This is a genomic window from Vibrio sp. V42_P2S4T144, from assembly GCF_009904715.1.
GTDB classification, from domain to species: Bacteria; Pseudomonadota; Gammaproteobacteria; order Enterobacterales; family Vibrionaceae; genus Vibrio; species Vibrio alginolyticus.
Map to the genome: position 1 here is coordinate 1 of NZ_WXWS01000069.1, position 13,294 is coordinate 13,294.

11 protein-coding genes are annotated in these 13,294 nt (G+C 44.8%); 9 read left to right on the plus strand and 2 right to left on the minus strand.

Features of this window, described 5'->3' with window-relative positions; genetic code table 11:
• Positions 1–344 precede the first annotated feature (344 nt).
• The 9 genes from CAG68_RS02135 to luxS all read left to right on the plus strand — a co-directional run bounded on the left by CAG68_RS02135 (position 345) and on the right by luxS (position 10,897).
• Positions 345–602, plus strand: a complete 258-nt coding sequence (locus CAG68_RS02135; protein WP_005379932.1) for an oxaloacetate decarboxylase subunit gamma — start codon at positions 345–347, stop codon at positions 600–602.
• A 31-nt stretch (positions 603–633) separates the two neighbouring features.
• Positions 634–2,418, plus strand: a complete 1,785-nt coding sequence (gene oadA / locus CAG68_RS02140) for a sodium-extruding oxaloacetate decarboxylase subunit alpha (protein WP_042521318.1) — start codon at positions 634–636, stop codon at positions 2,416–2,418.
• Between the two features lie 9 nt (positions 2,419–2,427).
• Positions 2,428–3,558 carry a sodium ion-translocating decarboxylase subunit beta gene (locus CAG68_RS02145; protein ID WP_005379935.1) on the plus strand — a complete coding sequence of 377 codons (1,131 nt, stop codon included), beginning with the start codon at positions 2,428–2,430 and terminating at the stop codon, positions 3,556–3,558.
• 123 nt (positions 3,559–3,681) lie between these two features.
• Positions 3,682–4,632 (plus strand): NADP-dependent oxidoreductase, encoded by a 951-nt coding sequence (locus tag CAG68_RS02150; RefSeq protein WP_005385434.1) that lies wholly within the window; start codon positions 3,682–3,684, stop codon positions 4,630–4,632.
• Entirely contained in the window at positions 4,626–5,087 is a 462-nt protein-coding gene (locus CAG68_RS02155) for a YqaA family protein (RefSeq protein WP_005379938.1), read from the plus strand. The genes CAG68_RS02150 and CAG68_RS02155 overlap by 7 nt, the downstream gene beginning before the upstream one ends.
• A gap of 9 nt (positions 5,088–5,096) precedes the next feature.
• Positions 5,097–7,940 (plus strand): insulinase family protein, encoded by a 2,844-nt coding sequence (locus CAG68_RS02160; RefSeq protein ID WP_161440732.1) that lies wholly within the window; start codon positions 5,097–5,099, stop codon positions 7,938–7,940.
• A 156-nt stretch (positions 7,941–8,096) separates the two neighbouring features.
• Positions 8,097–9,665 carry a glutamate--cysteine ligase gene (gene gshA / locus CAG68_RS02165; protein WP_086047033.1) on the plus strand — a complete coding sequence of 523 codons (1,569 nt, stop codon included), beginning with the start codon at positions 8,097–8,099 and terminating at the stop codon, positions 9,663–9,665.
• Between the two features lie 23 nt (positions 9,666–9,688).
• Entirely contained in the window at positions 9,689–10,294 is a 606-nt protein-coding gene (locus CAG68_RS02170) for a transglycosylase SLT domain-containing protein (RefSeq protein ID WP_005379943.1), read from the plus strand.
• Positions 10,295–10,378: 84 nt separating this feature from the next.
• The gene (gene luxS, locus CAG68_RS02175) at positions 10,379–10,897 is read left to right on the plus strand and encodes an S-ribosylhomocysteine lyase (RefSeq protein ID WP_047102662.1); all 519 of its coding nucleotides are present in this window, start codon (positions 10,379–10,381) and stop codon (positions 10,895–10,897) included.
• Between the two features lie 67 nt (positions 10,898–10,964).
• Here the strand turns inward: luxS and CAG68_RS02180 are convergent, their stop codons facing one another.
• Positions 10,965–12,245 (minus strand): HlyC/CorC family transporter, encoded by a 1,281-nt coding sequence (locus tag CAG68_RS02180; protein ID WP_005379948.1) that lies wholly within the window; start codon positions 12,243–12,245, stop codon positions 10,965–10,967.
• 124 nt (positions 12,246–12,369) lie between these two features.
• Positions 12,370–13,164, minus strand: a complete 795-nt coding sequence (locus CAG68_RS02185; RefSeq protein ID WP_005379950.1) for a cytochrome C assembly family protein — start codon at positions 13,162–13,164, stop codon at positions 12,370–12,372.
• Positions 13,165–13,294 lie beyond the last annotated feature (130 nt).

Genomic DNA, 13,294 nt, shown 5'->3' on the forward strand with positions numbered 1-13,294 from the left:
CATGTAGTCACTTTGTTTGTTATTTGTTTATTGATTGTTAATTTTGTTCATCTTTTTGTTTTTGTTGGTTTTTACTTCGTGAGTCCCGATTTGATTTTGAAATCTAAATCGCAGTTTTTATTTATGTCCTCCTTTACTCTGTTCGTAAGGTGATAGCGATTTGAAGTGATTATTTTGTCATGAACTGTGATCTGGGTAGTGAATAAATAATCATTTATCAGGATTACTACAAACCTTCCTTAAACAAAATTGACAAAATTTAACCAATCGAGATAATCCATGGGTCGGGATTTGACACTATTAAAGTCCTGCACGTTGTCAGGATGACAAAGAAAGGAAGCAACATGACTAATATAGGAAGCCTGCTAGTAGATGCGGCCACCCTGATGCTAACGGGGATGGCGGTCGTATTTATTTTCCTCACTATTCTTGTTTATCTCGTTCGGTTAATGTCGAAATTGGTACCAGAAGAAGTACCAGAGCCGATCGCAGCACCAAAAACAAACACTAATATTCAATCAACCTCTTCAGCTGTTAGTCCACAAGTAGTGGCGGCGATCTCGGCTGCGATTCATAAACATCGCGCCTCATTCGCGAAGTAGCCGAACTAGGATTAAAAAGGAGTTTAAGAGCATGTCTAAACCACTAGCTATTACTGATGTGGTCCTTCGTGATGCCCATCAATCACTATTTGCTACGCGTATGCGTATTGAGGATATGCTGCCTATCGCAGCTGAGTTGGATAAGGTTGGTTACTGGTCTCTAGAGACTTGGGGTGGTGCAACATTTGATTCTTGTATTCGATTCTTAGGGGAAGACCCTTGGGAGCGTTTACGTGAACTAAAAAAAGCGATGCCTAATACACCAATGCAAATGCTACTGCGTGGTCAAAACCTTTTAGGATACCGCCATTATGCCGACGACGTAGTAGAGAAGTTTGTGGAACGCGCGCATGCTAACGGCATGGATGTATTCCGTATTTTTGATGCAATGAATGACGTGCGAAACTTCCAGAAAGCCGTTAAAGCAACGGTTGATGTTGGTGCGCATGCTCAAGGTACGTTGTCTTACACAACGAGCCCAGTGCATAACGCAGACACTTGGGTTGACTTGGCAAAACGCCTAGAGGATTTAGGTTGTCACTCGCTGTGTATTAAAGATATGTCTGGCTTACTTAAGCCTTATGAAGCGGAAGAGCTTATCACGCGTATCAAAGCGTCTTGTGATGTGCCATTGGCACTTCATTGTCATGCAACAACGGGGCTGTCTACAGCAACGGCGGTAAAAGCAGTAGAAGCCGGTATTGATATTCTCGATACTGCGATTTCTTCAATGAGTTGTACCTACGGCCATACACCGACTGAAACGGTAGTCGCTATGCTAGAAGGTACCGAGCGAGATACCAATTTGAAACTCGAGCAACTGGAACCTATCGCCGCATATTTCCGTGAGGTACGTAAGAAGTATGCGAAGTGGGAAGGCCAGTTAAAAGGAGTCGATTCACGCATCCTGATTGCTCAAGTGCCTGGTGGTATGCTGACCAATATGGAAGGCCAGTTGAAAGAGCAGGGCGCTGCGGATCGCATTGATGAAGTATTAGAAGAGATCCCTCGTGTACGTGAAGATCTTGGTTTCATTCCATTGGTGACTCCAACTTCACAGATCGTCGGTACTCAAGCGGTGATTAACGTGCTTACTGGCGAGCGCTATAAGAGTATTACCAAGGAAACCGCAGGTCTATTGAAAGGTGAGTACGGTCAAGCACCAGCCGAGTTAAATGCAGAACTGCAAGCGAAAGTGCTTGATGGTAAAGAGCCAATTACCTGTCGTCCTGCCGATTTACTTGAGCCTGAAATGGAGACGCTTACGGTTGATCTGATGGAGAAAGCGAAATCAGAAGGCATTAAGCTAGCAAGTGAGCGTGTTGATGACGTACTCACTTATGCACTTTTCCCTCAAGTTGGGCTTAAATTCCTTAAGAATCGTGAAAACCCAGAAGCATTTGAGCCTGCACCAACGCTAGAAGCTGCGAAGCCTGCTGTACCTGCAGCTCAACCAGCAACTGGTGGTGTAGAAACTTATAGTGTACGTGTTGACGGGCAGGTGTATGAGGTGGAAGTTGGCCCTCAAGGTGAACTGACATCTGTTGCTCCTTCTAATGCACCGGCAAAATCGGCTACACCTAGCACACCTTCTAATGCTTCAGCTGAAGCGGTGCCTGCTCCTCTTGCAGGTAACATCTTCAAAGTGAATGTTCAACCTGGTGCTGAGGTAGCTGAAGGCGATGTATTGCTCATCCTTGAAGCGATGAAAATGGAAACTGAAGTACGAGCGGCGCGTGGTGGTGTGGTTCAAGAGCTGAACGTTAAAGAAGGCGATGCTGTCACAGTAGGTGCGCCTCTGTTGAGCCTGGCGTAAGGGAGTATCATGGACGGATTGTTAACCCTTTGGGCAGAAACAGGGATCGCTAACTTCGAGTTCGGCCAAATCTGTATGATGCTGGTTGGTTGTACCTTGCTGTTTTTGGCAATTAAAAAAGGATTTGAACCTTTACTGTTATTGCCGATTGGTTTCGGTGCTATTTTGGCGAATATTCCAAATGCTGGCTTTACTGAGCCTGGTGGCTTGCTCTACTACGTTTACTACATTGGGATTGAATCGGGTGTGTTCCCGCTATTGATCTTCATGGGTGTGGGCGCGATGACTGACTTTGGTGCTTTGATCGCAAACCCAAAAACGTTGTGGTTAGGTGCGGCTGCGCAGTTTGGTATTTTTGCAACACTGTTTGGCGCTATTTTGCTCAACTATGTACCTGGCATGGAGTTCTCCATGGCGGATGCATCGTCTATCGCGATCATCGGTGGTGCTGATGGGCCAACAGCGATTTTCTTGGCGAGTAAGCTCTCTCCAGATCTGTTAGGTGCGATTGCAGTCGCGGCATACAGCTATATGGCATTGGTGCCGATCATCCAGCCACCAATCATGAAAGCACTGACAACCAAGGAAGAGCGTCAAATCAAGATGGCTCAGCTTCGTCATGTTGGTAAATGGGAGAAAGTCATCTTCCCGCTTGCTGTATTACTGATGACGATTCTGTTCTTGCCTTCAGCTACGCCATTGGTTGGTATGTTCTGTTTGGGTAACTTGATGCGTGAAGCTGGTGTGGTCGATCGTTTATCGAAAACTGCTCAAAATGAATTGATCAACATAGTGACTATCTTTTTAGGTCTTGGTGTTGGTTCTAAGCTGCAAGCTGAGCAGTTCTTGAACCTAGAAACGTTAGGTATCTTGGGGTTAGGCGCAGTTGCATTTAGTATCGGTACTGGTGCGGGCGTCCTGATGGCGAAACTGCTTAACAAGTTCTCGAAAGAAGACATCAACCCACTTATTGGTGCGGCTGGCGTTTCTGCGGTACCAATGGCCGCGCGAGTCGTAAACAAAGTTGGTTTACAAGCTAACCCGCAAAACTTTTTGTTAATGCATGCGATGGGACCAAACGTTGCTGGTGTGCTGGGTTCAGCCGTTGCGGCTGGTATATTGTTAGCACTTGTTGGTTAGACATTATTGAAAATGGAATGATCAACCAATTTACAAAATCACGATTAACTTAGGTTAACAAAATGGTTTATAGTCAAAGGGATGCTTTCGCATCCCTTTTTGTTTTCTTGCAGGGAATGGTTTATGGAACACAAACAGATCGTTATCACTGAGTTTGGTGATGCCAACGTACTCGCGATTCAACATGCTTCTACACCATCACCACAGCCTGGTGAAGTCTTAGTAAAAGTCGCTTTTTCAGGCGTAAATCCTATTGATGTCAAAACTCGAGCTGGGCTCGGTTGGGCGGCAGCGCAGAATAAGGATAATTTACCTTGGGTGCCAGGTTACGACATCTCAGGAAAAGTGATGTCTTGTGGAGAGGGGGCATCACGTTTTAATGAAGGTGATGAGGTGGCTGGATTTATTGGTTTCCCAGTTCGAGGCGGTGGTTACAGCCAATACATATGTGTTCCAGAAACTGAGTTAAGTCATGTTCCTAGCTCCGTAACTTTGGAGGCAGCTGCTGCATTACCGTTGGCGGGACAAACTGCGGCACAAGCTCTCAGTAAGGCTAATGTGACGGAAAACGATCGCGTACTTATCCTCGCTGGAGCCGGTGGTGTTGGACACCTCGCGGTACAAATTGCGATCGCGACGAAAGCGGAAGTCTTTACAACCTGCAGTGAACGAAATTTAGATTACCTTGCGACGCTCGGTGCTCATGCAGTGAACTATCAATTTGCACCAGTGTCAGAACGTGTTGAAGATGTTGATGTTTTGATTGATTTAGTAGGCGGAGATGCTGCGTTAGATGCGCTTAAATGCCTTAAAGACAATGCGAGAGTCATCACCGTTCCAACCATCACAGCTGAGCTGATTTGTGAAAAAGCCAAACTCCTAGGCTTTGAGGCTAGTGGCATGTTGGTTGAACCAGACCCTGCGCAGTTAGATACCTTGTTGTACATGGTCGGCGTTGGCTTACTGAAGACTGAAATTCAACAGGTTTATCCTATGAGTGATGTCATTGGTGCTCACCAGCAGGTCGAATCAGGAAGAACCAGAGGCAAGGTGTTGCTTGATATGACATGCTAGAAGCATTTAACACGAGTTTTGAAAGTTTAGCGCTTTGGTTTTCAGATTCAGCATTATGGGTGCTTTTCATGACCGGTTTTCTCAGTGCCACGTTGTTGCCTGGTGGTTCTGAGGCGGGCTTAGTTGCCACTCTCTCATTAAATCAATACTCCGTTTCTTCAATTGTTATGGTCGCTACTATCGGTAATACGCTTGGTGGCTTAACAAATTATTGGCTTGGCTTGTGGATTCCCAACAAAGCACAAGAGGAAAAGCACGGTCATACCGCATTAAAGTGGCTCTCTAAGTATGGCTATTGGGGGTTATTTTTTAGCTGGTTACCTGTAATAGGAGACCCGCTGTGTTTAGCCGCAGGGTGGCTAAGAATGAAGTTTCTGCCTTGCGTGATTTTAATATTTTTAGGAAAGGCTGCTAGGTATAGCTTACTTGCGGCCATCTATCTCGGATTATTTTAAGGAAAGTACATGAAGATGTTTTGGGTTGGCGCGTGTTCACTGTTGGTGATCACGGGCTGTGCATCAAATACGCCAGTTTCATCACTGCCGAAAGGGGTAACTTTCGTTGAGTCATCGAAAGCTGAAGAAGGCAAAGTTAAGATTCCATACCAAAAGTATAAACTCGATAATGGTTTAACGGTGATCTTAGCTCCTGAAGATTCTGACCCATTGGTCCATGTGGATGTGACTTACCATGTTGGTTCAGCTCGTGAAGAAGTGGGTAAGTCTGGTTTTGCGCATTTCTTTGAGCACATGATGTTCCAAGGTTCAGAGAACGTTGGTGACCAAGAGCACTTCAAAATCATCACGGAGGCTGGCGGCACATTAAATGGTACTACAAACCGCGATCGTACTAACTACTTTGAAACTGTCCCTGCTAACCAGCTCGAGAAAATGCTGTGGTTAGAGTCTGACCGTATGGGCTTTTTGTTGGATGCGGTTTCTCAACGCAAATTTGAAATTCAGCGTTCGACTGTAAAAAATGAGCGAGCTCAGCGTTACGATAATCGTCCTTATGGCTTAATTTGGGAGCGCATGTCCGAAGCGCTATATCCTGAAGGTCATCCGTATTCGTGGCAAACCATTGGTTATGTTGAAGATCTTGATCGTGTTGATGTGAACGACCTCAAAGCGTTTTTCTTGCGTTGGTATGGCCCAAACAATGCGACTATCACGATCGGTGGTGACTTAGACGTTGAACAAACTCTAGAGTGGGTAAATAAGTACTTCGGTTCGATTCCTCGTGGTCCTGAGGTTGAAAATGCGCCGAAACAACCTGCAAAACTGCAAGAAGACAAATACATCACGCTAGAAGATCGTATTCAACAACCTATGGTGATGATCGCGTGGCCAACAACCTACAACGGCGAAGAAAGCCAAGCGTCTCTCGACACGTTATCAGAAGTATTGGGTGGCGGTACCAACAGCGTGCTCTACCAAGACCTAGTGAAGACTCAAAAAGCGGTCGATGCTGGTTCATTCCATGATTGTGCTGAACTGGCGTGTAACTTTTACGTTTACGCAATGGGTGATTCTGGAGACAAAGGCGACCTATCAAAACTGTACGACGAGCTTTTACAATCACTTAATCAGTTTGCGGAAAAAGGCGTGACAAAAGATCGCCTTGAGCAGTTGAAGGGTAAAGCGGAAGCGGATGCTATTTTTGCGCTAGAAAGCGTTAAAGGTAAAGTGACTCAGTTGGCTTCCAACGAAACATTTTTCGGCGATCCTGATCGTCTTGAGCAACAGCTTGAACAAATCCGTGCAGTTACGCCGACTTCGGTAGAAAAAGCGTATACGGACTTTATCCAAGGTAAGAACAAAGTGACCCTAAGCGTGGTCCCAAAAGGAAAAACAGACCTTGTCGTAAAACCTGCGACCTTTGTGACACCAAAGCGTACGCTGCCAGAATATGAGAAGATTTCCGATGACCAATTGGCGTATCGTCGTGCGACCGATAACTTCGATCGCTCAGTGCAACCTCCAGTAGGAGAACCAGTGAAAGCGACGATGCCAGAGCTGTACGAGTTACATTTCAAGAATGGCTCAGAGCTGCTTGGTGCAGTTAGCGATGAAACGCCGACGGTGATGATGCAATTTAGTTTACCTGCAGGGACACGTTTTGTTGAAAAGGGTAAAGAAGGTCTTGCCCAATTGACCGCTGCGATGTTGCAAGAAGGTACAACGAAACGCAGTGTCGAAGAGATTCAAGCTGAGCTTGATAAACTAGGTAGTGTTATCTCTGTTAATGCCACAGGTTATACAACAAACATCAGTGTTTCTGCTCTAGAAAAGAACTTAGAGCCGACGTTAAAAATTGTCGAAGAGATGTTGCTGTCTCCTGCATTTAATCAAGATGATTTCGAGCGTGTAAAAATGCAAGCGCTAGAAGGCCTGGTATATGAGCACCAAAATCCAAGTTGGATGGCGTCACAAGCGAGTCGCCAGGTGCTCTATGGGGATTCGGTTTTTGCTCGACCAAAAGACGGCACGCAAGCAGGTGTCAGTGCATTAACGTTGGATGATGTCCGTGAATTCTACTCGAAGCATTACACGTCACAAAGTGCGCAAATCGTCGTTGTTGGTGACATTGATCAACAGGAAATTGAACAGCAACTGACGTTCTGGAAAAACTGGCAGGATGAAGCTGCGCCATTGTATGCACCGCAAAGCATTGCTGCATTAGGTGAGCAAAAGATCCATCTTGTTGATAAACCAGGAGCGCCGCAAAGTGTGGTCATGATGGTTCGTCAAGGTATGCCTTACGACGCAACGGGCGATTTTTACCTAAGCCAACTGGCAAACTTCAACTTAGCTGGGAACTTCAATAGCCGCATTAACCAAAATCTACGTGAAGACAAGGGTTACACATACGGTGCTTACGGCTACTTCTCTGGTAATCCAGAAACAGGCTCGGTGGTTTTCACCGCGCAAGTACGAGCGGATGCAACGGTTGCTTCGATCATTGAGATGGAAAATGAGCTAAATGAATACTCGCAGTCAGGTATTACTGATGAAGAGATGAAATTTATGCGTCAAGCGGTCGGTCAAAAAGATGCACTGAAATATGAAACGCCAACACAAAAAGCGGAGCTCATCAGTGATATTCTTAAGTACAACCTCGATCATGATTACTTGCAGCAAAGAAACGCTATCGTAGAAAAAGTCGATAAGCAGACGTTGAATGCGCTGGCTCAGAAATGGTTTGATCCAAATGACTATCAAATTATCGTCGTTGGTGATGCTAAATCGTTGCGTCCTCAATTAGAAAAGTTGGGGAAAGACGTAGAAGAGCTTGAAATCATTCGATAGAGTACACATTTAATAGCGGAGAAACGTTTCTCCGCTATTCATCTAGATAAGCAACTTTTCGTGGGTTATTTATCTAGATGCATTAACTATCAATAACTTAGCTTACACTTGTGTTATGTAACAAGTGTCCTGCTCCCAATATAAGCGAACCTCATTTTGACTGATTTTGCTGCGCGACTAAAAAAAGTTGCATCAAACCCCGAAGTATTTAAGCAGTTTGGACGCGGTGTTGAGCGAGAAACTTTGCGCTATCGTCAGGATGGACATCTAGCTACAACTCCTCATCCTGAAGGGTTAGGCTCTGCGTTCACAAATCAATGGATCACAACGGATTTTTCGGAATCATTGTTAGAGTTCATTACGCCTGTGTCACATGAAATTCCAGAACTGATGGCACAGCTGAAAGATATCCATCATTTCACTCAAACCAAAATGGGTGAAGAGAAAATGTGGCCACTATCAATGCCTTGCTACGTAGGCTCAGAGGATGATATTCAGTTAGCCCAGTATGGCTCTTCGAATGCAGCGAAAATGAAAACGCTGTACCGAGAAGGCCTAAAGCGTCGCTATGGCAGCCTGATGCAAATTATTTCAGGTGTCCATTTTAACTTCTCGTTTCCTGAAACATTTTGGGATGCGCTCTATGGCGAGCAAGATGAACAAGCCCGCCAAGATGCTAAGTCTGATGCGTACTTTGCGTTGATCCGTAATTACTACCGCTTTGGCTGGATGATTCCCTACTTCTTTGGTGCATCACCAGCGTTATGTGGCTCTTTTATTCAAGGTCGTGAAACCGATCTGCCATTCGAGAAGATTGGCGGGACATTATATTTGCCGAAGTCGACGTCTTTGCGTTTGAGCGATCTTGGCTATACCAATAGTGCTCAAAGTGTGCTGAAAATTGGTTTTAACAGCATTGACCAATACCTCGATGGTTTGAGTGATGCGATTCGCCACCCATCAGAAGAGTTTGCGAAAATTGGGGTAAAAGTGGATGGTGAATACCGCCAGCTTAATTCCAATATCTTACAAATTGAGAATGAACTGTACGCTCCGATTCGTCCAAAACGTGTATCGAAAAGTGGTGAGAAGCCTTCAGATGCGTTACGACGCGGTGGTGTCGAATACATTGAAGTTCGTTCTCTAGATGTTAACCCATTCAGCGCAGTGGGCTTAAATGAAGAGCAAGTACGATTCTTGGATCTCTTCCTTACCTGGGCGGCCTTGTCAGACTCAGACCCTATGGATAACTGTGAATTAGAGTGTTGGCGCGATAACTGGAATAAAGTCATTGTTTCTGGCCGTGAAAAAGGTCTAATGCTGCAAATTGGTTGCCAAGGTGAGCGTCTATCTCTACAAGATTGGGCACACCGAGTTTTCGTCGAGTTACGTCAAATAGCACAGCAAATGGATATGACCGCTGGTGGCAATGCATACCAAGATGTGTGTAATCAACTCGAGACATGGATTGATAACCCAGAACTAACGATCTCTGGTCAACTATTAGAGCTAACGAAAGAGCTGGGGGGGCTAGGTAAAGTCGGTTGTACTCTTGGTATGAAGTACCGTGATGAAAACCTAGCTCACGGTTATCAGTACTATTCACAAGATACGATGGAAACGGAAGTAGCGTCGTCCGTGGAAAAACAAAAGCAAGCAGAGCAGAGTGATACGCTTTCTTTTGATGATTTTTTGGAAGATTACTTTGCTTACCTGAAGCAGTAATGACTAACTAAGGATTGGTGCGGTTGAACATTAAGTCGTCAGTAGTAGCGGTACTTGGAAGCGTGTTACTTGCAGGTTGTGCTACGGCACCGCCAAAGCAGCAGAATAACTTATGCGAGATATTCCGAGAGAAATCCGGTTGGTACGATGATGCCAAAGATATGGAAGATGAATGGGGGACCCCTATTCATGTCGCTATGGCCATCATTAAACAAGAAAGCAGCTTTCGGCACGATGCAAAACCACCTAAAGATTATTTGCTAGGGTTTATTCCTTGGGGACGAGTCAGCAGTGCGTATGGTTACGCTCAAGCTCAAGACCCTGCTTGGGAAGACTTCCAAGATGCCACAGGTCAGGGTGGCTCTCGTACCAACTTCGATGATTCTATGATGTTTGTCGGTTGGTATACTCATGAAACACGGCGTCAGCTAGGGATTTCATTATGGGATCCCTATAACCAGTATCTGGCTTATCATGAAGGGCGAGGTGGGTATAAGCGAGGTACTTATAATCGAAAGCCTAGTTTAATCAAAGTCGCTCGACGTGTTGAACAAACAGCGAAAACTTATGGCTGGCAGCTGAAGCAATGTCGTCAGGAATTAGAAGACAACAGCAGCTGGTTCTTTTAGCCCACAGTCAGTTCATGTGCTGTAGGGATGAATGACATTTATCCATTACCGAAAGGTACTGGAGTTACAATCAGGAGAGATGTAATGCCTTTACTCGATAGTTTTACCGTGGACCACACTCGTATGAATGCACCCGCTGTACGAGTGGCGAAAACCATGCAGACCCCAAAAGGGGATACGATTACTGTTTTCGACTTACGCTTTACTGCGCCAAACAAAGACATTCTTTCTGAAAAAGGTATTCACACCCTAGAGCACCTTTATGCAGGCTTTATGCGTAATCACCTAAACGGTGATTCTGTTGAGATCATCGATATTTCGCCTATGGGTTGCCGCACAGGTTTTTACATGAGCCTGATTGGCACACCATCAGAGCAGCAAGTCGCAGATGCTTGGATTGCAGCAATGGAAGATGTGCTGAAGGTAGAAAGTCAGAATAGGATCCCTGAACTTAACGAATACCAATGCGGCACGGCAGCAATGCACTCTTTAAAAGAAGCACAACAGATCGCAAAGAACATTTTGGATGCTGGTGTTTCGGTGAACAAAAATGATGAACTTGCTTTGCCTGAGTCGATGTTAAAAGAGTTGCGCATCGACTAGGTGCTCATTAAGAAGCATATTGCCCCAATAAGTAAAAAGCCTGACATGAGTCAGGCTTTTCTTTTGGTTATTTGGATGTCGATTTTTTCTTCTTCGGATAAACACGAACGAGCTTGATTCGGTTCTCTTCAATCTCAACAAGTTCCATTGGGTGACCCGCTACTCTCACACTTAGATGGCTCTCAGGAATATCTTCCAGGTGCTCCAAAATAAGACCGTTTAACGTTCTTGGGCCATCCGTTGGTAAATCCCATTTCAGGCCTTTGTTAATATCTCGGATATTGGTGCTGCCTTCAATAAGAAAGCTTCCGTCACCTTGAGGACTGATTTCATCAGAGAGGCTTGGAGAAATTGACGTCGTGAACTCACCAATGATCTCTTCCAGAATATCTTCAAGAGTAATTAGACCGATGATATCACCGTACTCATCCACGATCAGACCGATACGTTGCTTGTTGCGTTGGAATTTCAACATTTGCACGTTCAGTGGTGTGCCTTCTGGGATGTAATAGACCTCATCAGCAGCACGTAATAGCGTTTCTTTGTTGAATTCGTTCTTTTCCAACATCAGACGATAAGCTTCACGCAAGCGCAGCATGCCAACCACTTCATCAATTTGGTCACGATAGAAAACTATGCGTCCATGTGGTGAGTGTGTTAGCTGGCGAACAATGGATTTCCAGTCGTCGTTAATATCAATACCGGTAATTTCATTGCGTGGGACCATAATGTCGTTCACGGTGACGTGCTCAAGATCTAAAATAGACACTAGCATGTCTTGGTGTCGGCGAGGGATCAAACCGCCAGCTTCATTTACCACCGTACGCAGCTCATCGGAGCTAAGATGATCTTCTGCTGAGTGATCCGCTCTTACACCAAGTAAGCGGATAAAGCCATTCGTAATAAAGTTAACAAGCATCACTAAAGGCGACAGTAACTTCATCAGTATGGTCAATAATATACTGCTCGCGTAGGACACACGTTCAGGGTAAAGCGCTGCAATTGTTTTAGGGGTAACCTCGGCAAAAACCAATACAACCATAGTTAGTGCACCGGTTGCGATAGCGACACCTAAATCACCATACAAACGCATACCAATAATGGTCGCGATCGCGGACGCGAGAATATTAACGAGGTTGTTGCCGATAAGAATAAGACCAATCAAACGATCTGGACGGTCTAATAGTCTTTCGACTCGCTTAGCACCCTTATGCCCGTTTTTGGCTAAGTGTTTTAAGCGATAACGATTCAGAGACATCATCCCTGTTTCTGAACCGGAAAAGTAACCTGATATGACGATAAGACACGCGAGTAGCGCAAACAAGATACCCGTAGAGATGTCGTCCAAAACGTTGCTGTTCCTTGTAAGTATTGGGTTATATAACGGTTGAGTAAGTCCGTTAAGTCAAAGAGTTAAGGCGTACTGTATTTTATCTAGCCTAAAATATAAAGGATAGGAGCCCTAGAGCTCCTTAATTCAAGATGATTTCTTTTACAAAGCGACTGCCAAAATATGCCAGAGTTAACAGTGTTGCTCCTGCAACAGCGAACCATGTGACTTTTCTACCACGCCAGCCTTTTTGATAGTGACCCCAAAGCAGTATTGAGTACACCACCCAAGCGATGAAAGAAAGAATGCCCTTATGTGCCTTACCTTGGGCAAACATATCCTGCACAAAGACAAAGCCAGTAATGAGCGTGGCAGTTAACAATAAGTTACCGATCAAAATAATTTTGAAGAGTTGACGCTCCACCATTAATAGAGGCGGCAGGTTTGGGTTAATCGCCAAAGATTTTTTTGCTTTCAGTTTGTGATCCAGCCAAGCCAACTGAAGCGCATAGAGTGCCCCGATAGTTAAAGTCGCGTATGAGAAGAGCGCAAATGAAATATGAATGAGTAGCTTAGGGTCATTCTCTAGGTGCTTTATAAACGTGCTTGGCAAAAATGTGGCAGCAGATAAATTGATGGCAGCAAAGCTATAAACGACTGGCAATAAAAACCACAGTCGGTTTTTCAACATAGCAAGGCTCATGACCAGAGAAATGATAAAACTGATCAAAGAAGCCACGTTGAGAATACTCAGGTTTTGACCTGAACCATCAAAAATCAGATCACTCAAAATCCACGCATGAAAAACAAGCGCACAGGCAGCACTAGCAAACACTGTTTTTGCTTTGATTCCTGACTGTTGTGAGAGTCCGGGTATGATGGTCGCAATCGCCAAGACATAAAGTATGGCGGCCGCGATGGCTATTAAGCTATCCATGAATCCTAAATATTATTGTGCACAATGGAGAAATTATACCTTGCATTACACTTTGGGGCTACGTTATATCCGACATCAATCGTGAGAGATGAGATATTGAAATTAATAAGTTACCGCACCATATATAAAT

Coding starts and splice junctions, on each gene's coding strand:
- CAG68_RS02145 (WP_005379935.1), top strand. CDS start 2,428: ATGGACGGATTGTTAACCCTTTGGGCAGAAACAGGGATCGCTAACTTC.
- CAG68_RS02135 (WP_005379932.1), top strand. CDS start 345: ATGACTAATATAGGAAGCCTGCTAGTAGATGCGGCCACCCTGATGCTA.
- luxS (WP_047102662.1), top strand. CDS start 10,379: ATGCCTTTACTCGATAGTTTTACCGTGGACCACACTCGTATGAATGCA.
- CAG68_RS02160 (WP_161440732.1), top strand. CDS start 5,097: ATGAAGATGTTTTGGGTTGGCGCGTGTTCACTGTTGGTGATCACGGGC.
- oadA (WP_042521318.1), top strand. CDS start 634: ATGTCTAAACCACTAGCTATTACTGATGTGGTCCTTCGTGATGCCCAT.
- CAG68_RS02185 (WP_005379950.1), bottom strand. CDS start 13,164: ATGGATAGCTTAATAGCCATCGCGGCCGCCATACTTTATGTCTTGGCG.
- CAG68_RS02150 (WP_005385434.1), top strand. CDS start 3,682: ATGGAACACAAACAGATCGTTATCACTGAGTTTGGTGATGCCAACGTA.
- CAG68_RS02155 (WP_005379938.1), top strand. CDS start 4,626: ATGCTAGAAGCATTTAACACGAGTTTTGAAAGTTTAGCGCTTTGGTTT.